Source organism: Phyllobacterium sp. T2-21, from assembly GCF_055378485.1.
On record NZ_AP027912.1, the window covers coordinates 196523 to 220999 of the forward strand.

Annotated in this window: 28 protein-coding genes; 8 read left to right on the top strand and 20 right to left on the bottom strand. The window is 60.5% G+C overall.

The window, feature by feature from the left end:
- Nucleotides 1-20: 20 nt before the first annotated feature.
- The 5 genes from ACZ5FP_RS01005 to ACZ5FP_RS01025 form a co-directional block, all read right to left on the bottom strand.
- Nucleotides 21-647: a tetratricopeptide repeat protein gene (locus ACZ5FP_RS01005; protein ID WP_226904672.1), complete on the bottom strand. Its 627-nt coding sequence runs from the start codon at nt 645-647 to the stop codon at nt 21-23.
- Nucleotides 648-707: 60 nt separating this feature from the next.
- Nucleotides 708-833, bottom strand: coding sequence for a type B 50S ribosomal protein L36 (gene ykgO, locus ACZ5FP_RS01010; protein WP_091880250.1), 126 nt, complete (start codon nt 831-833; stop codon nt 708-710).
- Between the two features lie 168 nt (nt 834-1001).
- On the bottom strand, nt 1002-2075 hold the full coding sequence (locus ACZ5FP_RS01015) for a 5-(carboxyamino)imidazole ribonucleotide synthase (RefSeq protein WP_464661625.1): 1074 nt from the start codon (nt 2073-2075) through the stop codon (nt 1002-1004).
- 1 nt (nt 2076) lies between these two features.
- Nucleotides 2077-2574, bottom strand: a complete 498-nt coding sequence (gene purE / locus ACZ5FP_RS01020) for a 5-(carboxyamino)imidazole ribonucleotide mutase (RefSeq protein ID WP_223613696.1) — start codon at nt 2572-2574, stop codon at nt 2077-2079.
- Nucleotides 2575-2669: 95 nt separating this feature from the next.
- Nucleotides 2670-2873, bottom strand: coding sequence for a YdcH family protein (locus tag ACZ5FP_RS01025; protein ID WP_008128260.1), 204 nt, complete (start codon nt 2871-2873; stop codon nt 2670-2672).
- Between the two features lie 226 nt (nt 2874-3099).
- Here ACZ5FP_RS01025 and ACZ5FP_RS01030 point away from each other — a divergent pair, with 226 nt between their 5' ends.
- Nucleotides 3100-3279, top strand: coding sequence for a YdcH family protein (locus ACZ5FP_RS01030; RefSeq protein ID WP_105734402.1), 180 nt, complete (start codon nt 3100-3102; stop codon nt 3277-3279).
- 119 nt (nt 3280-3398) lie between these two features.
- On the opposite strand, the gene ACZ5FP_RS01035 is transcribed toward ACZ5FP_RS01030, so the two are convergent.
- The 3 genes from ACZ5FP_RS01035 to ACZ5FP_RS01045 form a co-directional block, all read right to left on the bottom strand.
- Nucleotides 3399-3662 (bottom strand): ArsR/SmtB family transcription factor, encoded by a 264-nt coding sequence (locus ACZ5FP_RS01035; RefSeq protein ID WP_223613697.1) that lies wholly within the window; start codon nt 3660-3662, stop codon nt 3399-3401.
- Between the two features lie 64 nt (nt 3663-3726).
- Entirely contained in the window at nt 3727-4968 is a 1242-nt protein-coding gene (locus ACZ5FP_RS01040) for an MFS transporter (RefSeq protein WP_223613698.1), read from the bottom strand.
- Nucleotides 4969-5073: 105 nt separating this feature from the next.
- On the bottom strand, nt 5074-5259 hold the full coding sequence (locus ACZ5FP_RS01045; protein ID WP_105734400.1) for a DUF1192 domain-containing protein: 186 nt from the start codon (nt 5257-5259) through the stop codon (nt 5074-5076).
- Between the two features lie 93 nt (nt 5260-5352).
- Here ACZ5FP_RS01045 and ACZ5FP_RS01050 point away from each other — a divergent pair, with 93 nt between their 5' ends.
- Nucleotides 5353-6357 (top strand): NAD(P)H-quinone oxidoreductase, encoded by a 1005-nt coding sequence (locus tag ACZ5FP_RS01050; RefSeq protein ID WP_464661629.1) that lies wholly within the window; start codon nt 5353-5355, stop codon nt 6355-6357.
- Between the two features lie 59 nt (nt 6358-6416).
- Here the strand turns inward: ACZ5FP_RS01050 and ACZ5FP_RS01055 are convergent, their stop codons facing one another.
- Nucleotides 6417-8618, bottom strand: coding sequence for an esterase-like activity of phytase family protein (locus ACZ5FP_RS01055; protein ID WP_464661631.1), 2202 nt, complete (start codon nt 8616-8618; stop codon nt 6417-6419).
- Between the two features lie 226 nt (nt 8619-8844).
- Here ACZ5FP_RS01055 and ACZ5FP_RS01060 point away from each other — a divergent pair, with 226 nt between their 5' ends.
- Nucleotides 8845-9540 carry a DUF1013 domain-containing protein gene (locus ACZ5FP_RS01060; RefSeq protein ID WP_223613702.1) on the top strand — a complete coding sequence of 232 codons (696 nt, stop codon included), beginning with the start codon at nt 8845-8847 and terminating at the stop codon, nt 9538-9540.
- Nucleotides 9541-9626: 86 nt separating this feature from the next.
- The gene (locus tag ACZ5FP_RS01065) at nt 9627-10163 is read left to right on the top strand and encodes a GNAT family N-acetyltransferase (protein ID WP_464661632.1); all 537 of its coding nucleotides are present in this window, start codon (nt 9627-9629) and stop codon (nt 10161-10163) included.
- On the opposite strand, the gene ACZ5FP_RS01070 is transcribed toward ACZ5FP_RS01065, so the two are convergent.
- From ACZ5FP_RS01070 to ACZ5FP_RS01085, 4 genes are all read right to left on the bottom strand, one after another.
- The gene (locus ACZ5FP_RS01070) at nt 10160-10867 is read right to left on the bottom strand and encodes a helix-turn-helix transcriptional regulator (RefSeq protein WP_223613704.1); all 708 of its coding nucleotides are present in this window, start codon (nt 10865-10867) and stop codon (nt 10160-10162) included. The genes ACZ5FP_RS01065 and ACZ5FP_RS01070 overlap by 4 nt on opposite strands.
- Nucleotides 10868-10872: 5 nt before the next feature.
- A complete protein-coding gene (locus tag ACZ5FP_RS01075; RefSeq protein WP_464661635.1) occupies nt 10873-11469 on the bottom strand; it encodes a DJ-1/PfpI family protein in 597 nt (198 codons plus the stop codon).
- Between the two features lie 27 nt (nt 11470-11496).
- The gene (locus ACZ5FP_RS01080) at nt 11497-11793 is read right to left on the bottom strand and encodes a DUF1127 domain-containing protein (protein ID WP_464661636.1); all 297 of its coding nucleotides are present in this window, start codon (nt 11791-11793) and stop codon (nt 11497-11499) included.
- A 130-nt stretch (nt 11794-11923) separates the two neighbouring features.
- Complete coding sequence (locus ACZ5FP_RS01085) at nt 11924-13834, bottom strand: propionyl-CoA synthetase (RefSeq protein ID WP_464661638.1); 1911 nt, start codon at nt 13832-13834, stop codon at nt 11924-11926.
- A gap of 68 nt (nt 13835-13902) precedes the next feature.
- Here ACZ5FP_RS01085 and ACZ5FP_RS01090 point away from each other — a divergent pair, with 68 nt between their 5' ends.
- Nucleotides 13903-14136 (top strand): hypothetical protein, encoded by a 234-nt coding sequence (locus tag ACZ5FP_RS01090; protein ID WP_464663352.1) that lies wholly within the window; start codon nt 13903-13905, stop codon nt 14134-14136.
- Nucleotides 14137-14406: 270 nt separating this feature from the next.
- Here the strand turns inward: ACZ5FP_RS01090 and ACZ5FP_RS01095 are convergent, their stop codons facing one another.
- Nucleotides 14407-14625: a helix-turn-helix domain-containing protein gene (locus ACZ5FP_RS01095; protein WP_403180480.1), complete on the bottom strand. Its 219-nt coding sequence runs from the start codon at nt 14623-14625 to the stop codon at nt 14407-14409.
- An 88-nt stretch (nt 14626-14713) separates the two neighbouring features.
- Here ACZ5FP_RS01095 and ACZ5FP_RS01100 point away from each other — a divergent pair, with 88 nt between their 5' ends.
- Nucleotides 14714-15034 (top strand): hypothetical protein, encoded by a 321-nt coding sequence (locus tag ACZ5FP_RS01100; protein ID WP_464661640.1) that lies wholly within the window; start codon nt 14714-14716, stop codon nt 15032-15034.
- On the opposite strand, the gene ACZ5FP_RS01105 is transcribed toward ACZ5FP_RS01100, so the two are convergent.
- From ACZ5FP_RS01105 to tkt, 5 genes are all read right to left on the bottom strand, one after another.
- Nucleotides 15000-15746 (bottom strand): SGNH/GDSL hydrolase family protein, encoded by a 747-nt coding sequence (locus tag ACZ5FP_RS01105; RefSeq protein ID WP_464661642.1) that lies wholly within the window; start codon nt 15744-15746, stop codon nt 15000-15002. The two genes, ACZ5FP_RS01100 and ACZ5FP_RS01105, sit on opposite strands and share 35 nt — an antisense overlap.
- A 79-nt stretch (nt 15747-15825) precedes the next feature.
- Nucleotides 15826-16851 (bottom strand): class I fructose-bisphosphate aldolase, encoded by a 1026-nt coding sequence (locus ACZ5FP_RS01110; protein ID WP_464661643.1) that lies wholly within the window; start codon nt 16849-16851, stop codon nt 15826-15828.
- 179 nt (nt 16852-17030) lie between these two features.
- Nucleotides 17031-18224, bottom strand: a complete 1194-nt coding sequence (locus ACZ5FP_RS01115; RefSeq protein ID WP_464661644.1) for a phosphoglycerate kinase — start codon at nt 18222-18224, stop codon at nt 17031-17033.
- A 227-nt stretch (nt 18225-18451) separates the two neighbouring features.
- Nucleotides 18452-19459 (bottom strand): type I glyceraldehyde-3-phosphate dehydrogenase, encoded by a 1008-nt coding sequence (gap, locus tag ACZ5FP_RS01120; RefSeq protein ID WP_105734389.1) that lies wholly within the window; start codon nt 19457-19459, stop codon nt 18452-18454.
- Between the two features lie 67 nt (nt 19460-19526).
- Entirely contained in the window at nt 19527-21512 is a 1986-nt protein-coding gene (tkt, locus tag ACZ5FP_RS01125; RefSeq protein WP_464661645.1) for a transketolase, read from the bottom strand.
- Nucleotides 21513-21808: 296 nt separating this feature from the next.
- On the opposite strand from tkt, the gene ACZ5FP_RS01130 reads away from it, so the two are divergent.
- The gene (locus tag ACZ5FP_RS01130; RefSeq protein ID WP_223613713.1) at nt 21809-22081 is read left to right on the top strand and encodes a DUF4164 domain-containing protein; all 273 of its coding nucleotides are present in this window, start codon (nt 21809-21811) and stop codon (nt 22079-22081) included.
- A gap of 27 nt (nt 22082-22108) precedes the next feature.
- The gene (locus ACZ5FP_RS01135; RefSeq protein ID WP_223613714.1) at nt 22109-22474 is read left to right on the top strand and encodes a cell division protein ZapA; all 366 of its coding nucleotides are present in this window, start codon (nt 22109-22111) and stop codon (nt 22472-22474) included.
- A gap of 30 nt (nt 22475-22504) precedes the next feature.
- Here ACZ5FP_RS01135 and ACZ5FP_RS01140 read toward each other — a convergent pair whose 3' ends face one another.
- Nucleotides 22505-24322, bottom strand: coding sequence for an ABC-F family ATP-binding cassette domain-containing protein (locus ACZ5FP_RS01140; protein WP_464661647.1), 1818 nt, complete (start codon nt 24320-24322; stop codon nt 22505-22507).
- Nucleotides 24323-24477 lie beyond the last annotated feature (155 nt).

Genomic DNA, 24477 nt, shown 5'->3' on the forward strand with positions numbered 1-24477 from the left:
GCCCGGAAACACCGAAAAAATCAGGTACGCTGACCCGTCAGGTCCTCGGCCAATTGGCCCGCCTGCTTCTGCGCCTCCCGCATCATCGGATAGACCGCAAGAACCTGCTCGAAGGCATGCAGGGCGCCTTCCTTGTTGCCGGTATCCTTCAGGATGGCCGCCAGCCCCGCCAGCGCCCCGAAATGACGCGGCTCCAGCGACAGCGTCTTCTGGATATCGGCCATCGACCGCCCGTAATCATTCATCAGGAAATTGACCGTGGCACGCCGGTTCCAGCCCTCGGCAAAATCCGGTTTCATCACGGTGACCTGATCGAGAAAATCCAGCGCGACGGCATATTTCTTTTCCGTCATGGCGAGGGCCGCCCACTGCATCATCAGATCGACGGTCGCACTGCCGGAATTCTGCCACTGCGCCTGGATCTGTTCGGCGATGCGGGTGGCTTTGGCTTCATTGCGCTCGCGCTTCAGGGCAAAGAACAGCTCATCGAGGCGGGCGGCGCGCTTTTCGGCCAGGGTCTTGCCCGGCAGCGCGGTTGCCTGCGGTGCAGCCGCAGGGACGTCAGTCCCGGACGTCTCCTGCGCCAGTGCCAGCGCCGGCGACATCATCAGGACAGATCCGATAAAAAACGCAAAAACATTCCGCATGATACGGATCGTAGCCCGTATCAGCGAAACGTCAAATGCAAATAACCGTGAAACGGTAAATCAGCCCTGGCGCGCTTTGAAACGCGGCGCAGTCTTGTTGATGATGTAGATGCGGCCCTTGCGGCGCACCAGCTGATTGTCACGATGACGGCCTTTGAGAGCCTTGAGCGAATTCTTGATCTTCATTTCAGCACCGGTATCTTTACGCCCGAAACCGGGCACCAATAATAAAGCGCGCCTCTGGAGCGCGCCGGAAACACGTTGCGGGGAAATAGCCAAGGATTGCCCCGATTGTCAACTCCCGACTCATGATTCATATGGCGATTCATGCATCGGGAGTGAATTTATTTGCCCCTACAGCCGCTTTGTAATGCGCGTGACGTGGCCCATCTTGCGGCCGGGACGTGCATCGGCCTTGCCGTAGAGATGCACGACAGCCCCGCTTTCCGCCAGAATCGCCGGCAGTTTGGCCACGTCGTCACCGATGAGATTTTCCATCACGCAATCGGAATGGCGCCGCGTATCGCCCAACGGCAGCCCGGCAACCGCACGGATATGCTGTTCGAACTGCGAGACCGCGCAGGCGGCTTCCGTCCAGTGACCCGAATTGTGCACGCGCGGGGCAAATTCATTGGCCAGCAGTGTCCCGTTGGCCAGCACGAAGAACTCCATGCCGAGAACACCGACATAATTGAGAGCCTCGAGCAGCTTGCGCGCCGAATCGGCCGCAAGGCCTGCAATCGTCGACGATACGGATACCGGCACGGTCGAGGTCGCCAGGATACCGTCCCTGTGCACATTCTCTGCAATGTCGTAGATGCGGATATTGCCTGCCTCGTCGCGCGCTGCGATCACCGAAATCTCGCGGGTGAAATCGACCAGACCTTCCAGAATGGCCGGGACGCTGCCGATGGCGGCAAAGCCCGCCTTGGCATCTTCGCCCTTGGCGCCGGAAAACTTGACCTGGCCCTTGCCGTCATAGCCGAAGCGGCGGGTCTTGAGGATACCCTTGCCCTCGAAGGCGAGAAGCGCTGCTTCCAGATCGCCCTCATTCTCGACAATGCGCCATTGCGCTGTCGGGATGCCGGCCTTGTTGAGGAAGCGCTTTTCGGTCACCCGGTCCTGCGATACTTTCAGCGCCTCGGGCGGCGGAAAGACCGGCGTGCTTTCATTCAATGTCTCGGCCGCATCGACTGGCACATTTTCGAATTCGTAGGTGATGACATCGCTCAGCTCAGCCAGGCGCTCCAGCGCATCGGGATCGTCATAGGCCGCCACGATCTGTTCATTGGCAACCTGCGCGGCCGGACAGTCCGCCTGCGGTTCGAGAATGACGGTGCGATAGCCGATACGCGCCGCTGCCATGGCAAGCATGCGGCCGAGCTGTCCCCCGCCGATAATGCCGATAGTCGATCCTGCTGCAATCATCTCATGCCTCGTCAGATGGCCGTTCGGCGACCTTTTCGCTCTGCGCCGTGCGCCAGTCGTCAAGCCGTTTTGCCAGTGCGGCATCGTTCAGTGCCAGAACAGCCGCGGCCAAAAGAGCGGCATTGACCGCACCGGCACGGCCGATCGCCAGGGTGCCGACGGGAATGCCGGCCGGCATCTGGACAATGGACAGGAGGGAATCCTGCCCGGAGAGAGCTTTCGATTCCACCGGCACGCCGAACACCGGCAGCGGCGTCATGGAAGCGGCCATCCCGGGAAGATGGGCGGCACCGCCGGCACCGGCGATCACAACCTTGAGACCGGCATCGCGCGCGCCCTTGGCAAAAGCAACCAGGCGGTCCGGCGTGCGGTGGGCGGAAACGATGCGGTCATCGTGGGAAATGCCGAGCGCATCAAGCGTCTCGGCGGCGTGGCGCATGGTTGCCCAATCGGACTGGCTACCCATGATGATTGCGACGTCAGCGCGTTTATCGGCCATTGAACATCCTCTGATCAGCGGAGCGTGCAGGGATTAACGGAAAAGTGGGGACGCTGCAAGTTATCGGCAGCCCGCCGGTCACAAGCTGTTGAAAATCAGGCAATAATGTCCGGGATGATCTTGTCTTCAAGCTCGATGAGCTTGTCTTTGATGATGAGCTTCTTCTTTTTCATCCGCTGGATTCGAAGCTGGTCACAACCAACCTGGATCATCGCTTGTATGGCGGCATCAAAATCCAGATGCTCCTGTTTCAATCGTGCGACTGCCAATCGAATGTCAGCCTGATCCTGGTCGGACATGCAGTGATTCCCGGTATTTTGCTTTAGAAGAATCCAATGTCTGGTCCGGCGTTCGAGAATACCGGATCAGCACGTGGCAATACCATATTTTACATGACAAGAAAATCCTACGAAACAAATTCGACAATTGCTTCAAGTGGTGGCAGAGTGTCACGGCTCTGTCATAATCTCGCCCTTTGGCCGGCAGAGCATGAACGAGTAGGAAACCAACCAAGGGAGAAGCCGGATGGCCATTGAGTCTCATCTTGAAACGCTTGAACGTAAGCATGGTGCACTCGAGAAGGAAATCTCCGAAGCGCTGGCAAGTCCTGCCACCGACGACCTGAAGATTACCGATATGAAACGTCGCAAGCTCATGCTGAAAGAGCAAATCGAAAAACTGAGATCGACCGCCACGCGCCATTAGAGCCTTTGGCCGACAGAAGAAGAATTTCAGCCGGTTGCCGGAGAGGCGGCTGGGCTGGCACTAAAACAAAAACCCGGTCTGCGACCGGGTTTTTTTATTGGCCGGACGCCATGCGGCCATCATTCGCTCCAGAACTGATCCAGCCATAAATTCAGGTGAAAGAAGCCGCTGTCGTCGACGGCATAAATCCGGCGTGTCCCCTCGGACTTGACCTTGACCAGTTGCGCATCCAGCAGCGCCTTCAGGTGCTGGGATACCGCCGGGCGTGAAATGGGCAGGCCAAGCGCCAGTTCATTCACGGTCTTGGGACCGCGCCGCAACTCTTCCAGCAGATAGCGGCGGTTCGGATCGGAAATGGCGGCAAATGCGTCGGTTTCGGCCATGCCGAATAGTCGTTTTAAACTGCCGTCAATGTCAACGCATTTTGTACGAAAAACCTTGCGAACCTCAGTCCGGCTGGGCTTCCGCCCGGGGATCGAGCTTGATGCCCTCGGGTGTTGCCCGCTCCGAGGGAACGGTCTGGAAATTGTCCCGCATCGCAATCGGCATGGCTGCCCGCATGCGCGAGCGGATAATGGCGTGGGTCATGATCGAGACATGTGCCAGCGCCGTGATCGCAAACAGGCCTTCGGGCGCAACATATTCCATGGCCCAGGCCCCGAGGATCGGCCCGACCATGGTGCCGAAGCCATAGAGCAGCAGCAGGCCGCCGGTTACCTTGACGAAATTCTGCGAGTCCGAATAGTCGTTGGCATGGGCCACGGCCACCGGATAGAGCGTATAGGCCAGTCCGCCATAGATCGCCGTCATGAACAGGATGACCGTTGCCTGACGCGAGCCGATCAGGAAAATCAGGATGCCGATGATCGCCGCGGCACCGGCGACGAACGCCAGGACATAGCGCCGGTCGGTACGGTCGGACATGCGGCCCACCGGAATCTGCATCAGGGCACCGCCCATGACGGAGGCACTCATCATCAGGGCGATCTCGGTCGTCGTGATGCCTGTTGCCGCGCCGTAGACGGCGCCCAGCGTGCCGAACGCGCCATTGGCAACGCCGATCAGCATGCAGCCGACGAAGGCAACCGGCGAATTGCGGTAGAGCGCCTTGAGGTCGAGCTGCACTTCCGTCAGCGGTTTCGGGCTGCTGGCGGTGGAAATGGCCGTCGGAATCAGCGCCAGGCAGAACAGGATGCCGGTCAGCATGAAAAAGGTACCGTTGTGCACGTCGCCGAAGCCGATCATCATCTGGCCCGCCGTGATGGAGGCAAAGTTCACCACCATGTAGAGGCCGAAGATCTGACCGCGATTGGCATTGGTCGCCCGCTCGTTCAGCCAGCTTTCGATCACCATGTAGGCGCCGGCCATGGCAAAGCCGGTCAGCGCCCGCAGCGCAATCCAGGCCGTGGCATGCACCAGAATACCGGTCATCAGCGCGACAATGGCGGCAATGGCGGCAAAGGCGCTGAATGCCCGGACGTGGCCGACGCGGCGCACCAGGCGCGGCGCCAGCAGGCAGGCGGTTATGAACCCGCCGGCCCAGGCGGTACCGAGAAGACCGAGGGACGTGGTGGAAAAACCTTCCGCCCCGCCGCGCAGCGGCAGCAGGAGCCCGTGCAGGCCCGAGGCCATGACCAGGAATGACGTGCCACACAAGAGGGCAAAGACCTGTACGAACGAACGGAACACAGCGATACCCCAATGCTTGGACGGATGCCGGCAACAAGCCGGTACAGGCCCGTCTCGATCAGCAATGCGGAGACATCATGACATCCGCATCATTTACGTTCCGTTTCAGCGAAAAAGTGCTTCCGCCGCCAGCTTGCTGCTGCCCTTGCGCGTGCGCTCTTCCTCAAGCCGGGTGATTTCCGCCCGCAGGATGCCGATGCGCTCGTCCAGCTCGGCGACGGAAAGCAGAGAAAGTTCCTGCCCGATCTCGTGGGCAACCCTGCGTTTCGGTTCCTCGTCGAAAAGTGACATCATGTCCTCCACTTGCCGCTTTGTGCTGAAAGGATACAGTCCACCCGCTTCGAATTGCAAATCATTCAAGCGAATCAACTGAAGGAGCTACCCATGGCCAGTAAAATTCCGACGACGATGACCGCGGTCGAGATCACCCAGCCGGGCGGTCCGCTGGTCCTCAAGCCGGGAAAGCGCGGCGTTCCGGAAGCAGGGCCGAACGAACTTCTGGTTCAGGTGCATGCGGCCGGCGTCAACCGGCCTGACGTGCTGCAGCGCCAAGGTCATTATCCGCCGCCATCAGGCACATCGGACATTCCCGGCCTTGAAATTGCCGGCGATGTCGTTGCCGTGGGCAGCGGTGTCACGCGCTTCCGCGTGGGCGACCGGGTGACGGCACTGGTGGCAGGCGGCGGCTATGCCCAGTATTGCACCGTGCACGAGACCACGGCCCTGCCGATCCCGGCGGGATACGGGTTCATCGAAGCCGCCGCCCTGCCCGAGACCTTTTTCACCGTCTGGCACAATGTGTTCGAACGCGGCGGCCTGAAGAGCGGCGAGACATTCCTCGTGCATGGCGGCACATCCGGCATCGGCACCACGGCGATCCAGCTTGCCAGCGCGTTCGGCGCCTATGTCATCACCACGGCCGGTTCCGACGACAAATGCGAAGCCTGCCTGAAACTTGGCGCCGACCGGGCGATCAACTACCGCACGCACGATTTTGTCGAGGCGGTGAAGGAGGCCACCGGCGGCAAGGGCGTCAACCTGACGCTCGATATGGTCGGCGGCGATTATACCGGGCGCAATTACGACGCTGCCGCCATCGACGGGCGGATCGTGCAGATTGCCCATCTCAATGGCGCGAAGGTCACGGTCGACATATCCAAAATCATGATCAAGCGGCTGACCCATACGGGATCGACCCTGCGGGCACGGCCGGTCGAGTTCAAGGCCGGTATTGCGCGGGAACTGGAGCTGAAAGTCTGGCCTCTCCTGGTGCAGCGCCGCGTCGCCCCGGTCATCGACATGGTCTATCCGTTCCACGAGGCGTGGCGGGCGCATGAGCGCATGGAAGAAGGCAAGCATGTCGGCAAGATCGTCCTCGACGTCAGCTGACAAGCGTCAAGCAAAAGGCCACGCAGCAAGCGCGGCCTCCTGCAAACGTTGCGGACGGCTCAGTTTGCCGTGCTGACCTTGCCGATGCCGAAGAACAGCGTTTCGCCGGATGACCCGTCGACGCCGTCATTGTCGGTGACCGCATAGCCGTTGCCGGCGACGTCGACGGTAAAGCCTTCCAGCTTGTCGACGACATAACCATTCGTGCTCTTCAGATCGGCGATGAAGTCGCGTGCCAGCGTCTTCTCGACAACCGGCAGCTTTTCGCCGAGCTTTGCCGGTTTGAGGCCGTCCAGCGCCACGCGATAGAGCTTTTTGTTGACCGCCTTGTCGCCGATCAGATTGTCGCGTTCGACAATGTAGAGCTGGCCGTCATGGGCAGTGATTTCGGAAAGACCGACCCAGCCGTCACCGCTCTTCTTGTCCAGCGGATAGGAGACGGCACCCCAGCTCTTGTCCTTGATGTTGTAGCTCAGGAGCTTGACGAAGCCTTTTTCGTCATCCTTCCATTCCCGCTGCACGGCCATCCACAGAACGGTGGCATCGCCTTCGCCGACGCGGGTGATCCCTTCCAGCCCGAAACGGGTCTGATGCGGCAGCAGCTCTTCGGGAAGCGCGATTTCCTTCTTGATCTCGCCCTTCTCGTTGACGTTGAAGATCGCATGCGGCACCAGCTTGGACTGGTCGCCCTCATTGGCAAGCCAGAAGCCGCCCGCGCCATCGGTGGTGATGCCCTCGAGATCGAGCTTCTGGGCCGGCTGGCCGCCGCGCGTGACCACCAGTGCCCGCGTGATCTTCGCCGGCGTCTGCTTGGCATCGATGGTGAAGATGGTGGGCGCGACCGAATAGAACGAGTCCGAGACCGCATAGAGCTTGCCCGGTTCCTTCAGGTCTGCAACCAGGCCCGACAGGGCACCCCAGCCCAGCGGCGTGCCATCATCCTTCGATGCCGACACGATCTTCGGATAGGCCGGTTCCTGGTCCTTCAGCTCATAGATCATGACATGGGAGCGCGCGCCGCCATCCGCGACCAGATCGGATTCATTGGCGGTGACGAACAGATTGCGCGAGGGAATGGCAAGAATGCCTTCCGGGGCGATGCCCGATGGCAGGAGCTGCACGAATTCCGGGTCCTTGCCGGTATCCTTGTAGACGCCGACGACAGAAGCGCGCTCGCTGGCAACGAAGATGTAGTTGGTATCGCCGTACTGCGCGACTTCGGCGCCTTCGAGTTCCACGCCCTTCTTGTTGCGCTTGTCGGGATAGTGACCGGCTGCCGCAATCCTGTGTTCCAGCGAGGGGCCGGATTCATAGAGAACCTTGCCGTCGGTGGAGAAGATCGTGAAGCTGCGCGAACCGCCCTTGTAGTCGCCTTCATTGGCTGTGAGAATGCGGTCATCGCCCAGCCATTTCACGGTATCCGGCTCGCGCAGGACACCCTTCATGCTGCCGTCGAACTTCAGCGCGCCGTCGTTCTTGACGTCGATCTTGTCGAGATCGACCGTGCCGGCGGAGAAATGCGAGGTGATCTTGCCGCTGGCCGCATCGATGATCGCGATATGGTTGTTTTCCTGCAGGGTAACGGCGATCTGGTTGTTCGCGTTGATCGACACGAATTCCGGCTCGGCATCCTCCGGGGCGATGTCGGCGAGGCCGGTCAGAACGACGGTCCTCATGCTTGTGCAATCCGGAGCGCCGTTCTTCAGCGAGAAAATCTTGAGATCGCCGGAGGGAAGCTGCGGCAGTTCGCCATCATTGAGCTTCTCGTCGCGCTCGTTTTCGATGGCAACGGCGGCAATGGTCCTGTCGGGAGAGACGGCGACCGAGTCCGGCTGACCGCCGAGATCGCAGCTCGTCAGCACCGTGCGCGATGCAAGGTCGATCACGTCAAGCCGGCCGGAGGGATTCTTGTGATCCTTGGAGGTATTGACCGCAGCCAGCACCATGGCGCCGGCAACCGCAACGGAGGTCGGCTCACCTTCGACCTTCAGCAGGCCGGCGGCCTTGGGCCTGGCGGCATCGCTGATATCGATGAAGCCGATGGCGCCGTAGGGGCTGTCGGAATAGACCAGCGTCTTGCCGTCTTCCGAGGCCGTGATGATTTCCGACGATGTCGGCTTTGACTTGTCTGCATCCTTGGGCAGATTGTCAACAACCGGGAAGCTGGCGATCCGGTTGAAAACCGGTTCGGCGGCGGCTGGCAGGGCGACGGAAGCGACCAGGGCGGTCCACAGTCCGATGCAAAGGGTTTTGCGCGGCATTGTTGAATCTCCTCTTGTTTACAAGGGATCAGTTGCCCGCGGGCGTTGCAGCGGCATGACAAATTCATGACAGTTTGGTGAAACCGGTAATTGCATTCGGTTGCGACGAAAACCGATTCTTGCCCAATCGAGAATTTACCGCTATATAACGCCTCGAATTCCCGGAAATTGTGGTTGAACCCACGTCCCGCCTCACCGGAGCGGACGAACGAGAGGACTATATTCAATGGCCACCCAGCTTCTCATGCCAAAGGCAACGGCCGTCTGGCTTGTCGACAACACCGCTCTGTCTTTTGACCAGATTGCCGCCTTCTGCAAACTGCACCCGCTTGAGGTGAAAGCGATTGCCGACGGTGAATCGGCCCAGGGCATCAAGGGACTGGATCCGCTGATGACCGGCCAGCTGTCGCGTGAGGAAATCGCCAGGGGCGAAGCCGACATCAATCACAAATTGAAGATTCTTGAGCCGAAGGTGCGCGTGCCCGAAGCCAAGCGCAAAGGACCGCGCTACACGCCGCTGTCCAAGCGCCAGGATCGTCCCAACGCCATCCTGTGGCTGGTGCGCAACCATCCGGAACTGAAGGATGCGCAGGTTTCGCGCCTCATCGGCACGACGAAGTCGACCATCGAGCAGATCCGCAACCGCACCCACTGGAATTCCAACAATCTCCAGCCGATGGACCCGGTCACCCTCGGCCTGTGCTCGCAGATCGACCTTGACCTCGAGGTCGAGCGTTCTTCCCGCAACCGCCCGGTCCAGCCCGGCGAAGGCGGCGATACATTGCTGCCGGCGTCGGCCACGGAAAACCTGGATATCCAGCCAGCCGTCCGCGAAGAGGACGAAGAGCTCGATGCGGACAAGGTTTTCGCCAAGCTTTCCTCGCTCAAGGGCCGCAATACGGACGAAGACGAGGAAGAATAAGCCATTTGATTGCCTTGACGGGTAGTCCCTGAATCGAGAAAGCTCCTCCTCCGGTGGAGCTTTTTTCTTTTACGGGAGATACAGCCTTGCTGCCGACATTCGAGACGGAACGGCTTTTCCTGCGCCCGCGCACCATGGCTGATCTGGAAGACTGCATGGCCATGGATCGCGATCCGGAGGTGACCCGGTTCATACCGGGGCCCTGGACGAATCCCGATGCGCATCGCCGTTTCATCACCGCGCGCATGGAGGCGGATTTCGGCCCGGATCTCGGTTATTGGTCGATCTTTGCGCGCGACAAGCCGCAACGGTTTCTCGGCTGGGTCCTATTGATCCCGGACGATGCGGTGGGGCCGGACATTGAAATCGGCTGGCGGCTCAATCGCCACGCCTGGGGCAAGGGCTATGCGACGGAAGCTGCCCGGCCGCTCGTCGTGCACGCCTTCGGGCAGGCTGGCATCAAGCGCATCGTTGCCGCAATCCATCCGGACAATGCGGCGTCCATTCGTGTGGCGCAAAAGATCGGCCTCACAGCCACGCACGACGGCGCCCCATACAGATACTTTGCCTTGAACCGGGAGGATTTTGCCGCCTCGCTCATGACGGGCCAGACAGCTGGTTAAGACGCCTTCTTGGCATCGGGCGCTTCGCTGAGTTCCATCCGCCGGTAGAAATCGGCCAGCGTCTTGCCGCGCTCCTGCCGGAAGATGCGCTGGGCCTTCTCGGCCCTGGTGATCCGGTCGATGCGGAATGTGCGGAAATCATTGCGCAATTCGCACCAGCTGATCACGGTCCAGACCTTGCCCCAGAACCACAGTCCGAGCGGCCTGATGTCCCGCATGCTTTCCTTGCCGTCCATGTCCTTGTAGGCCACGGACAGCACCTGGCACTGGTCCGCCGCATTCTCGGCAAGATCGATCATCGCCCGGTCATGGCTGCTGATATTGGTTCCGGACGAATGAATATGCGTGTTGGCAATGCGCGGCCGGTCATCCTTGGGCAGAACAGCCCCGATCTTGATGATGGCTTCTTCCGCTGCACGCGCCATGGAGGCGCCGCCCCAGGCCGTTATCAGCCGGGCGCCGGCAACCAGCGCGACCACCTCGTCGCGCGTGAACATCAGCGGCGGCAGGTCAAAGCCTTCCCGCAGGATATAGCCCACCCCCGCCTCGCCGTCGATCGGCACGCCGGTCGACTGGAGGTCGGCAATATCGCGATAGATGGTGCGCTCGGACACTTCGAGCTTTTCCGCCAGCTGGCGCGCGGTAACCAGCCGCCCGCCCCGGAGTTTCTGTACGATCTGAAAGAGACGATCTGCACGCCGCATGCTGCTTAATCCTTCAAGCCTGCCTGGTACTCGCGCGCAATAAAGCTGCGCATCCCGGCAATCTGTTCCGCCTGCTCCGGCAGGAACGCTTCGAGAAATTCCATGGCAAAAGTGCCCGGCGCCGATCCGGCCGCGCTGACAATCTGCGCGTCGCGCACCGCATGGGGCACGTCCTGATACAGCGAGGAACCGGCATAGTCGCCGATCTGGGACTGTATCCAGCCCGCACCGTTGCTGGTGTGTCTGCGCCCTTCGAAGACACCCGCGCGGGCAAGAGCCAGCGTCCCGCCGCAGATGCCGCCCACAATGCCGCCGCGTGACAAAACCGAATGCAGCAGGGGTGCAATGTCAGGAGCATCTTCCGACGGCCAGGTGTTGGCGCCGATCACCGCAACCGCATCCAGATCCGCGTTCTCCTGCGGATCAAGTCCGCGGTCCGGCACGAGATGCAATCCGCCAATGGACCTGAGGGGACCCGCCGTCGGGGCCAGAGCAACCGCCCGCACACCAAACCATTCGACGGCTGATCCGGAAAGCAGACCGAACTCCCAATCGGCAAACTCATCGATGAATACGAGGCCGATCGTCTTTTTCTGGTCCATCACGATGCTCCCTTTCGGCGTCACTGATCAGTATTCTAGCTTGAAATGTCCGTTTTGGCTTGTTTTTCCGGCTGCCGCATGGGCCGGACGCCGCGAACGGCCGGATTGGCGAACGGCGCCGGCATTGTCATTGCCGGCGGCGTCCTTCATTGAATTGCGCCGTGCCAGACGTTCCGCATAGGCATCGGGCCAGCCGATGTCCTTCAGCAGATAGTCCGGGAGTGCGCTGACGGAGCGTTCAGTCCGCATTTCGTCACGCAGATATGCATACCGCGACCACAGGCGGCTGACCGTTCCGATGATTCCAAAATCAACCATATTCATGACCCTGTCTCCTTTGCTTACGAAGACACTATCGCACACCCCTCCTGACAACCTTCTGTCAGGAGCCTGTCAGCAGAAGCGAGAAAGATGCGGGCATGGATTTGACCGGAACAGGATCGTTTGGGGGCGGTCAACCGGCGGGAATGCCGATACCCCTGGCGTTGAGCACGGCCTTGATCTCGTCGAGGATGGCGGGGTCGTCGATGGTGGCCGGCATGTTCCACGGCTCCTGATCGGCAATCTTCTGCATCGTCCCGCGCAGGATCTTGCCGGACCGGGTTTTCGGCAGCCGCTTGGCCGTCACCGCGATCTTGAAGGCCGCAACCGGGCCGATCCGCTCGCGGATCAGGGCGACGCATTCCTGCTCGATATCAGCAGCCGCCCGGGTAACACCCGATTTGAGCACGATGAAACCGCAGGGAACCTGGCCCTTCAGATGATCGGCAATGCCGATGACGGCGCATTCCGCCACATCCGGATGGCTTGATAGCACCTCCTCCATCGACCCCGTCGACAGTCGGTGTCCGGCGACATTGATGATGTCGTCGGTCCGGCTCATGATGTAGATATAGCCGTCTTCATCGATGATCCCCGCATCGGCGGTTTTGTAATAGCCGGGGAATTCCGCCATATAGGCGTCGCGGAACCGCTGGTCGGCGTTCCACAGCGTCGGCAGGCAGGCGGGCGGCAGGGGCAGCTTGACCACGATATTGCCGAGTTCGCCGCGCTTGACCGGGTGCCCGGCGTCATCCAGCACCTGCACGTCATAGCCGGGCATGGGCACGGTCGGCGACCCGTATTTGACCGGCAGCATGCCGAGACCTGCCGGATTGGCCGCCATGGGCCAGCCGCTCTCCGTCTGCCACCAATGGTCGATGACGGGAATGCCAAGCTTTTCCTCGGCCCATTTGATCGTATCCGTATCCGCCCGCTCGCCCGCCAGAAACAGATATCGCAGCGAGGACAGATCATATTTGCCGATGAACTCGCCCTTCGGATCTTCCTTCTTGATGGCACGGAACGCTGTCGGCGCCGTGAACAGCACCTTGACCTTGTGGTCGGCAATCACCCGCCAGAATGTGCCGGCATCGGGCGTTCCCACCGGCTTGCCTTCGAACAGGACGCTTGTCGCGCCGATGAACAGCGGGGCATAGGCGATATAGGAGTGACCGACCGCCCAGCCGATATCGGAGGCGGCCCAGAACACCTCGCCCGCAGCCGTGTCGTAGACCGCGCCCATCGACCATGCCAGCGCAACGAGATGGCCACCATTGTCGCGCACCACGCCCTTGGGCTGCCCCGTGGTGCCCGAGGTATAGAGGATGTAGAGCGGGTCCGTTGCCTTGACGCGCGCGCAGGGGACTTTCCGCCCGCTGGCGGCCGCGACAGCTGCGGCGTAGTCGACATCGCGCCCGGCCACCAGTTCGTGCGGCTGTTGCGGACGCACGAGAATGAGACAGGAGGTAACCTTGTGCGCCGCCTGCTCGATGGCCTTGTCCAGCATCGGCTTGTAGGCCACCACCCGGCCCGGTTCGAGGCCGCAGGAGGTGGCAATGATCATCACCGGCTTGGCATCGTCGATGCGCGTGGCCAGCTCGTGGGCGGCAAACCCGCCGAAAACAACGGAATGCACCGCGCCGATGCGTGCGCAGGCCAGCATGGCCACCACGGCTTCCGGCACCATCGCCATGTAGATGATGACGCGGTCGCCCCTGGCGACGCCCCTGTCGGTCAGCACCGCCGCCAGCGCGTTCACCTCGTCGAGCAAGGCGGCATAGGTGATCTTGCGTCCCGTGCCGGTCACCGCGCTGTCATAGATCAGGGCGACCTGATCACCCCGGCCGCGCTCCACGTGACGGTCGACGGCGTTATAGCAGGTGTTGCACTCCGCTCCCGGATACCAGCGGCCATAGGGCTGATGCGTGGCATCGAAGACCTGTTCCCACGGCCGCGACCAGTCGATGGCCTCGGCGGCCTTGGCCCAAAATCCCTCCGGATCGGACTGCCAATCCCGGTAGACCTGTGCATAGCGTGATGTCATGAATATCCTCCCAGATGGCGTACCTTCCCCAATGTGCGCCCCGGAGTCAAAGGCGGATTTGACAATTGGTGCGGGATCACACACTTGTCGAATCCCCACTCACCCGTTCCCCTCAGGCGGCAGGCTTTGTAACGACGATGCTCAAGATTCTGCCGCTGCTGCTGATCCTCCTGATGGCGCTGCATCTGATCAAGCCATTGGGCTGGCCCGGCATGAAGAAGCGCGGGGATTTCTGGAAAATCGCCGCCGGAGCGATATTTGCGATGCTGGTCGTCGTGGTGCTGAGCCACAGCGGGTTATGAGTTTTGTTCCCTTAAGTGACAACACCATGCCCATTCAAACTGGGTTTGCTTCTTCATTCTGCAAAACTGTCATGCCGTGGTTCGCCCTTCGACAAGCTCAGGAGGCTCACCACGAGGGAGGTTGTATGGGCTGCAAGGCCAATCGGAAACGTTGCAGGATGGAACTCCCTGCAATCCTCGCACTCCCTCATGGTGAGCCTGTCGAACCACGCACGATGGGAATGCCAGCTTCCAGTATGTTTGCCAATGGCAAGCCTCGAGTCCGTCAGGTCACTCATCCAAGAGAAGAGACAGCAACGCTGCGGGCTCGACGTCAAGCGCATCGGCAATGCGTTCAATAACCTTTATGGTCGGATTCCTGTGTCCGGACTCGATCCCGCTCACATAGGTGGGATGCAGATGTGCCCGATCAGCAAACTCTTCTTGTGAGAGTCCGCGTTTTTTACGCCAGTATCGTACGTTTTGGCCAAATTTCTTCTCAAGATTCATTGCATCAACGGGCAATGAACGATATGAGAATACCATAGACTATGAGTAAAGTTTTTAGCCCGAATTATTTGAAGCGCAGGAGTGCGCAATGCAAGATTACAACTTCTGGCAAGATTTTTTTGACACGTACCAATCGCTGTCCGATTGGTTGAAAGTGCTGTGGCTCGTCGTTCCGCCTGCTTTCGTATTAGGGCTGGTGGCGCTGACACTGTGGTTTCGTATCGAACGCAGCCCGTCGGACCACAGCCGAGAAGGCGAGCTGGTCTATTCGATCCATCGCGATACCGACAATCGCGTTCATATCGTCAGCCACGTGCCGCAGACCGGCCGGATCGCGCCGCTGCTCCTGCTCGATTCTGCGGCTGCGGACGAACTTAGCCCGCCGCCTTCTCGCCATTCGAAAGATTAAGCACATAGGGCACGAGATGTTTCGCCCAGGCGTCGTAGCCGTGGGCGGAGGCATGGAAACCGTCGCTGGAAAAGCCTGCCGGCCCTTCCACCGGCAGGCGCGGCGCCGCTATTGCCGAACGTTCGCGGCAGAGCCGCTCGCCCATGGCGTTGATGGCACTGGCCCGCCCTTCCAGAATGCGCCCGAGCAGCGGCGGCATCGCCGGCACGTCGCGGAAATCGATGACCGGCGACCAGACGACCGAGGTCTCCGGCCACTTTGCCTTCAGCGCATAGAGCAACCCGCCGAATTCCCTTTTGAAACGGGCGACAGAGTGGAAATTCTTGGTGTCGTTGGTGCCGGTCGTCAGAACGATATGGGTCCACATGCCCCGCTCGATATTGGGCACCACATGATCGCGCAGCTGGCCTGACGTCGCCGAATTGAACCCGGCGGCGCGCCAGATGATCTTGCGCCCGGTTCGCCCCTGCAGATACACGGCAAGCCGCACGCAGAGACTTTGCCAGACATCGCTCACCCCGACACCGGCCGCGGAGGAATCGCCCAGCACCAGCAGGCGGATGGCCGGCTCTTTGCCTGCAATCTCGCCCACGGGAAAGGCTGGCGGCGGCAGCATGCGTTCGGTCTTCAGCCGCACGGCAATGCCCTGCCACGCATAGACCGGAAACAGCAGCCAGCTGACAAGCGGATGGAAAGCCGATGGTTTGGTCAAACGGTCCTCACAGCACACAAAAAACCCGGACCTGATTCCGGCCCGGGCTCTATGAGAGCTGTTTTTGTATAAAAAACGCTTAAGCGGCCTTTTCCAGGTCCTTTTTCCAGCCGCCGGTTGCGGCAAGGCTATTCATTTTGGCGCGGTGCGTGAAGGCGCGCTGACCGGCTGCAACATTTTCCGACTTGCCGTTCCAGGCGCTCAACGCAGCAGCCTGCAGGGCGCGGCCATAGGAGAATGTCAGCTTCCATGGCAGGCCATGGGCGGCATTCATCGCCGAGAGATGCGCCGTTGCTTCTTCGTCCGACTGGCCGCCGGAGAGGAAGGCAATGCCGGGCACGGCGGATGGAACCGTCGACTTCAAGACACGCAGGGTCTGCTCGGCAACCTGTTCAACCGACGCCTTGCGGGCATTCTTGCCGTCGATGACCATGTTCGGCTTGAGGATCATGCCCTCCAGCACGACGCGGGCATCGTAGAGCTCAGTGAAAACGGTCTTCAACACCCATTCGGTCACGTCGTAGCAGCGCTCGATCGTGTGGGTGCCCGGCTTGCCATCCATCAGCACTTCCGGTTCGACGATAGGCACGATGCCGGCTTCCTGGCAAAGGGCGGCATAACGGGCCAGAGCCTGTGCATTCTGCTTGACCGCACCCCAGCTTGGCAGGGCATCGGAAATATTGATGACGCCGCGCCATTTGGCAAAGCGCGCGCCCAGCTTGTGATATTCAGCCAGCCGCTCACGCAGGCCATCAAGGCCTTCCGTAATGGTCTCGTCGGCAAAACCGGCGAGGTTCTTGGCACCGGCATCGACCTTGATGCCCGCAATGCTGCCAGCCGCTTTCAGGATCTGCACGAAAGGCGTGCCGTCCTTGGCGTTCTGACGCAGGGTTTCATCGTAAAGAATGACGCCGGAGATGTAGTTCTTCATGGCATCGTCCGAGCGGAACAGCATTTCGCGATAGTCGCGGCGGCTATCGGCTGTCGATTCCAGCCCAATCGTATCGAACCGCTTCTTGATCGTTGCGGTACTTTCATCCGCAGCAAGCAGGCCCTTGCCGCTGGCAACCATTGCAATCGCGATATCTTCCAGGCGTTCGCTCATAGATCATGCACTCCGTTTCTAGTGGTCTGGCCCATACCAGAAGCTCATATCAAACGGAATGGCAGTTCAAGCCTTTGAAACGATTGAAATTTTTTCAACCGATTTAACAGGATAACATTTTCTGTTCTTCGTTAATCCGGGGCCCCGCAAGGACCCCGGATCACGCCTTGAACAGGCCATCAACGCTTGAGGACGTCGACGCCCGGAAGCGGCTTGCCTTCCATCCATTCGAGGAAGGCGCCGCCTGCGGTCGACACATAGGTCAGATCATCGGCAATGCCCGCATGGTTGAGCGCCGCCACCGTGTCGCCGCCGCCGGCAACCGAAACCAGATGGCCCGACTTGGTGCGCTCGGCCACATGCCGCGCCGCTGCAACGGTTGCCTTGTCGAACGGTGTCAGCTCGAACGCGCCCAGCGGACCGTTCCACACCAGAGTTGCCGCATCGTCGATGGCACCCTTGATGCGCTCGATCGACTGGGGGCCGACATCGAGGATCATGCCATCCTCGGGGATGGCATCCAGACCGTAGGCATGGAACGGTGCATTGGCTTCGAAATGCCAGGCAACGATCGCGTCGACCGGCAGGATGATGGTGCAGTTGGCCGCCTGCGCCTTGCCCATGATCTCGCGGGCCGTGTCGGCGAGGTCATGCTCGCACAGCGATTTGCCGACCTTGACGCCCTGCGCCGCCAGGAATGTATTGGCCATGCCGCCGCCGATCACCAGCGCATCGACCTTCTCGACGAGATTGCCGAGGAGATCGAGCTTGGACGACACCTTGGCACCGCCGACAACTGCAACCACCGGACGCTTCGGATTGCCGAGACCGCTTTCCAGCGCTTCGAGCTCCGCCTGCATGGTACGGCCCGCATAGGCCGGCAGCACGTGCGCCAGACCCTCGGTCGAGGCGTGGGCGCGGTGCGCGGCAGAAAACGCGTCATTGACGTAGACATCGCCATTGACGGCCAGTGCCTTGACATAGGCCGGATCGTTCTTTTCCTCGCCCTTGTGGAAACGGGTGTTTTCCAGAAGCAGGATATCGCCGTTCCCGAGCTTGGCGACGGCTTCGGCCGCCTTCGCGCCGATGCTGTCCTCGGCGAAATGCACGTTTTGGCCGATCACCTTGGCCACCGCATGCGCGATGGGCTTCAGGCTGAATTCCGGCGTCGGCCCATCCTTCGGACGGCCGAAATGCGCGAGCAGGATGACCTTGGCGCCCTTTTTCGACAATTCAAGGATGGTAGGAGCGACACGCTCGATCCGGGTGGCATCGGTCACGTGGCCATTGGCAACCGGTACGTTGAGGTCGACGCGCAGAAGAACGCGTTTTCCCGCAACATCGGCATCATCGAGTGTCTTGAAAGCTGGCATGGTGATTACCCCTCATCTGAATTTGCCAGCACCCCCCTCTGGGCTACCGCCCATCTCCCCCACAAGGGGGGGAGATCACATTGGCATTGGTGTTATCGCTCATCGTCACATTCGATGATGTGCATCAACAAATCTGAAAGCTGATCTCCCCCCTTGTGGGGGAGATGTCCGGCAGGACAGAGGGGGGTGTAAACGCCTGCCGTTCAACTCATATCGGAGCAAGCGTCTCAGATGACCTTGCTGAACGCGACGGCCGTGTCGGCCATGCGGTTCGAGAAGCCCCACTCATTGTCGTACCACGACAGGACGCGCACGAATGTTCCTTCCATGACCTTGGTCTGGTCGAGATGGAACACGGATGAATGCGGGTCGTGGTTGAAGTCGATCGAGACATTCGGAGCGTCGGTATAGCCAAGGATACCCTTCAGCTTGCCGTTGGCGGCAGACTTGATGGCATCGTTGATCTCGGCGACCGTCGTCGCGCGCTTGGCAACGAACTTGAAGTCCACAACCGAGACATTGGGCGTCGGGACGCGGATCGAGCTGCCGTCGAGCTTGCCGTTGAGTTCCGGCAGGACGAGGCCAACAGCCTTGGCGGCACCGGTCGATGTCGGGATCATCGACAGCGCAGCCGCACGGCCGCGATAGAGATCCTTGTGCATGGTGTCAAGCGTCGGCTGGTCGCCGGTATAGCTGTGGATCGTGGTCATGAAACCATGATCGATGCCAACAGCTTCGTTGAGCACAAATGCAACCGGGGCAAGGCAGTTGGTGGTGCAGGACGCATTGGAAATAACCAGGTGTTCCTTGGTCAGCTTGTGATGGTTCACACCGAACACAACCGTCAGGTCGGCACCGTCAGCAGGCGCCGACACGATGACGCGCTTGGCGCCGGCTTCAAGATGGGCTGCCGCCTTGTCACGCGCCGTGAAAATGCCGGTGCATTCCAGCGCGATATCAACGTTGAGCTCTTTCCACGGCAATTCTGCCGGATTGCGCACGGCAGTGACCTTGATCGGGCCCTGGCCGACGTCGATGGTATCGCCGGAAACCGTTACAGTGCCGGGGAAACGGCCGTGCACGGAGTCGTAACGCATCAGGTGGGCATTGGTCTCGACCGGACCCAGATCGTTGATGCCGACAACCTTGATGTCGGTGCGGCCGGATTCGATAATGGCGCGAAGAACATTGCGGCCAATGCGGCCAAACCCGTTGATTGCAACGCGAACTGTCATTTTTTAGTTTCTCCTTGGGGGTAGTGAGGAGCCCTTGATGAATGGTGTGAAGCGGTAGATCCGCCGATTATTTCAACTTGCCTTCCGCAGCCGCGACGATGGCTTCCGCGGTGATGCCGAAATGCTTGTAAAGCTCTTCGATCGGGCCGCTGGCACCAAAACCGGTCATGCCGACAAAGATACCATCGAGGCCGATGAAACGGTCCCAGCCGAGGCGGATCGCAGCTTCCACCGCAACCTTGACCGGAGCATCGCCGATCAGCGCGCGCTTGTAGTCTTCGCTCTGCTGTTCGAAGAGTTCGAAGCAGGGCACGGAAACGACGCGGGCCGGATGACCGTCCTTTTCCAGCTGCGCACGGGCCGCCAGAGCAATTTCGACTTCAGAACCGGTCGCGAAAATCGTCACCGCGGCCTTGCCGCTGGCCGGAGCCAGTTCATAGGCACCGTAGGCGCACTTGTTCTCGTCGACGTGGTCGGTGCGGACCGTCGGCAGGTTCTGGCGTGTCAGCGCCAATGTCGACGGCGTCTTGCGGGATTTCAGCGCCAGTTCCCAGCATTCCACCGTCTCCACGGCATCCGCAGGACGGAACACATAGTTGTTCGGAATGGCGCGCAGGGCTGCCAGATGTTCGACCGGCTGGTGCGTCGGGCCATCTTCACCGAGACCGATGGAATCATGCGTCATCACATAGATGACGCGGATGCCCATGAGGCTGGAAAGGCGCATGGCGCCGCGGGCATAGTCCGAGAAGGTCAGGAATGTGCCGGAATAGGGAATGAGGCCGCCATGCAGCGCCATGCCGTTCATCGCAGCGGCCATGCCATGCTCGCGGATGCCGTAATGCACATAACGCTGGCCGTAATCATCGGGGCTGATGTTCTGGGTCTGGCTGGTCTTGGTGTTGTTGGAACCGGTCAGATCGGCGGAACCGCCGATGGTTTCGGGAACGACACCGTTGATGACCTCAAGCGCCATTTCCGATGACTTGCGGGTCGCGACCTTCGGCTTGTCTTCCGAAAGCTTCTTCTTGTAGGCCGTGATCGTGGCTTCGAAATTGCCGGGCAGATCGCCGCGGATACGGCGCTCGAACTCCGAGCGGGTTTCCGCATCGGTCGCCGCAAGGCGCTGTTCCCATGCCGCATGCTCCTTGGCGGAGCGCTGACCGGAGGCGCGCCAGGTATCGAGAATGTCGGCAGGAACGACAAAAGGCTCGGATGTCCAGCCGAGTGCCTTGCGTGCACCGGCGAGTTCTTCCGCACCGAGCGGCGAGCCGTGCACCTTGTTGGTGCCGGCCTTGGTCGGCGCACCGAAACCGATGGTCGTCTTGCAGGCGATCAGGGTCGGCTTGTCGGACTTGTGGGCCTTTTCGATCGCGGCAGCAATCGCATCCTGGTCATGACCGTCGACATTGATCGAGTTCCAGCCGGAAGCCTCGAAACGGGCGCACTGATCCGTATTGTCGGCCAGCGACACCGGGCCGTCGATGGAAATGTTGTTGTGGTCCCAGAAAACGATGAGCTTGTTCAGCTTGAGATGACCGGCAAGCGCGAGGGCTTCCTGGCTGATGCCTTCCATGAGGCAGCCGTCACCGGCGATCACATAGGTATGGTGATCGACGAGCTTGTCGCCGTAATGGGCATTCATGATGCGTTCGGACAGTGCCATGCCCACGGCATTGGCCAGGCCCTGGCCGAGCGGGCCCGTGGTGGTTTCGATGCCGGCGGCGTGGCCATATTCGGGATGACCGGCCGTGCGCGAGCCGAGCTGGCGGAAATTCTTGATCTGGTCAATGGTGATGTCTTGGTAACCCGAGAGGTAAAGCACCGAATAGAGCAGCATCGAGCCATGTCCGGCGGAAAGGACAAAGCGATCGCGGTCGGGCCAATGCGGCGCCTTCGGATCGTGCTTGAGAAAACGGGTGTAAAGAACGGTCGCAATATCAGCTGCGCCCATGGGAAGACCGGGATGGCCGGAATTGGCCTTCTCCACTGCATCGGCCGACAGAAAGCGGATTGCATTGGCCATTTGGTTGGATTTATCAGAATTGGTCATGTGTACCGTCTTTCGAAGAGGATAGGAAATGCCGTTTCTGGACGCCGGTTCAGACAAGATCCAAAAGGCACGCGACACATAGCAGGTGTCATCAGGGAGTCAATAAAACCTAAGTCAAATTGAGGCGTTCGAAAAGCAGGCTCTTTCGTCGCAGACGCTTATTATCGGTGCATGACTGGACTGTGACAACGCGGATTGATTGACGCGACGTTGATGTGCCCTCTAGACTTCGGCGCATAAGCTGTTCTTCTTTTTGCGATTCGCGTAAAAGAGCGACACACAGGGGAAACGCGAAAATGGCACCGGAAGCCACCCTCAAGCAGGTTCTGGAACGATTGGCAAAAGCCTTGGCTCATCTCGAGGACGCGGTTGATATGCGCCTTGAGCAGGAGGGTGACTTTGCCGAAGCCGAGGAAGAAGTCCAGCGCATGAACATGGACCGGCGCAGGCTGGCCCAGGAGCTGGACGCATCGGAAGGACGTGCGGAACGTCTGGAAGCCGCCAACAAGGAAGTCTCCCGCCGTCTCGTAACGGCGATGGAATCCATTCGCACCGTACTGGACCGGTAATACCGCTATCAGCTGAAAGAGACGCCCATGGCCACTGTAACAGTTACGATTGACGGCAAAGCCTACCGGATGGCCTGTGACGAAGGCCAGGAACAGCATCTGACCGGTCTGGCCGAGCGGTTCGACCGTTACGTGACGCACCTCAAATCGTCGTTCGGTGAGATCGGCGACCTGCGCCTGACCGTCATGGCCGGCATCATGATCACGGACGAGCTGCATGAATTGCAGATGCGGGTGAAGGGGCTTGAAAACGAGGCGGACGCCCTGCGCAAGAGCCGCGACGAAGCCTTGCAGAGGGCAGACAAGAACGACACGGCCATTACCGGCGTTCTTTCCGAAGTCACCACGCGGATCGAAAACCTCGCTGCCAAGATCGCGCCCAAGGCGACCTGATCCTGCCGCGTTGGCTGAACAGGTGAGGCTCTAGCCCTCGATTTCCTCGCGCAGCATTTCCAGCTCGAGCCACTCTTCCTCAAAGCGCTCAAGATCGTGCCGCTTCTTGCCTATTTCCTCGACGGTCTTGTTGAAGACCTGCGGGTTTTTGGCAAAGAGGTTCGGATCGGCAAGTTTTGCCTCGAGCTTGTGGATGTCGGCGTGCAGCGCTTCCATCTTGCCCGGCAGGTTTTCCAGCGCGAATTTCTGCTTGTACGACAGTTTGCGCTTTTCCTCGCGCTGCACTGCGGTTTTCTCTCCGGCGGCTTCGGTTGCGGCCGGTGACCTGGCCGTCTTCAGCTCCTTGCGCGTCGCCAGCGCTTCCTTGCGCTGTGCCAGCATGTCCGTATAGCCGCCGGCATATTCGAGCCAGCGCCCGTCGCCTTCCGGCGCAATCACCGATGTTACGGTACGGTCGAGGAAATCGCGGTCATGGCTGACCAGGAGCACGGTTCCAGCAAAACCGGACACCAGCTCCTGCAGGAGGTCGAGCGTTTCCATGTCGAGATCGTTGGTCGGCTCGTCGAGCACCAGCAGATTGGCCGGACGGGCCAGGACGCGCGCCAGCATGAGCCGCGCCCGCTCACCGCCCGACAGTTCGCGGATCGGCGTGCGCAACTGCTCCGGCTGGAACAGGAAGTCCTTCATGTAGGACGCCACATGGCGCTGTTCGCCGTTGACGATGACATTCTCGCCGCGCCCGTCGGTCAGATAATCGGACAGGGTCTGGTCAAGGTTAAGACTGTCGCGCTTCTGGTCCAGAAAGGCGATTTCGAGATTGGTGCCAAGGCGCACGAAACCGCTGTCCGGTGCGAGCAAACCCGTCAGCATGGAGAGAAGCGTGGTCTTGCCGACACCGTTCGGACCGACAAAGCCGACGCAGTTGCCGCGCTGGATGCGCGTGGAGAAATCCTTGACCAGCACGCGCTCGCCATAGGCCTTGACCAGATGCTCGGCCTCGATCACCAGCTTGCCGGATTCCCTGGCATCGCTGGCCTTCAGGACGGCGGTTCCCTGCGCACGGCGATGATTGCGGAATTCCCCGCGCATGGACTGGAGTTCGCCGAGACGCCGCATGTTGCGTTTGCGCCGTGCCGTAACGCCGTAACGTAACCAGTGTTCCTCGCGCACGATCTGGCGGCCGAGCTTGTGCAGATCACGCTCTTCTTCCTCCAGCACCTTGTCGCGCCATTCCTCGAAGGCGCCAAAGCCCTGGTCGAGCCGTTTCGTAACGCCGCGGTCAAGCCAGACGGTCGAGCGACTGATGTTTTCCAGAAACCGCCGGTCATGGGAGATGACCACGATGCTGGAGCGGATCTGGCGCAATTCACCTTCGAGCCATTCGATCGTCGTCAGGTCGAGATGGTTGGTCGGCTCGTCGAGAAGCAGGATATCGGGCTGGGGGGCGAGAACCTTGGCCAGCGCCGCACGCCGCGCCTCGCCGCCCGACAGATTGTCCGGCTTTTCCTCGCCGGTCAGGCCGAGATGTTCAAGAATGTAGCTGACGCGGTAGAGATCGTCCGCCGGTCCCAGACCTGCCTCGACATAGTCGCGGACATTGGCAAAACCCTCCATGTCGGGCGCCTGGGCGAGATAGCGGACGGTGACGCCGGGATGGCGGAACACTTCACCGTCGGTCGGCGTGATGAAGCCCGCTGCGATCTTGAGCAGCGTCGACTTGCCGGACCCGTTGCGGCCGACAAGGGCAATGCGATCGCCCTCGCTGACGGAAATCGCCGCATCGCTGAGGAGCGGCGTGCCGCCAAACGTCAATGCAATCCGGTCAAGACGAAGAAGGGGTGGAGCCATGGGTTTTTCAGTTCTGGAAAAGGAGCGCAATTGCCGGACATCAGTGCCGACGGGCGCTTGTCGGCGAGATTGGCGCCGCTGTCAAATATCTTTATGGCATAAAACAGAACAGGCCGGAAAACCGGCCTGTCTGGATCCGTTCAGCAACGCGCCGC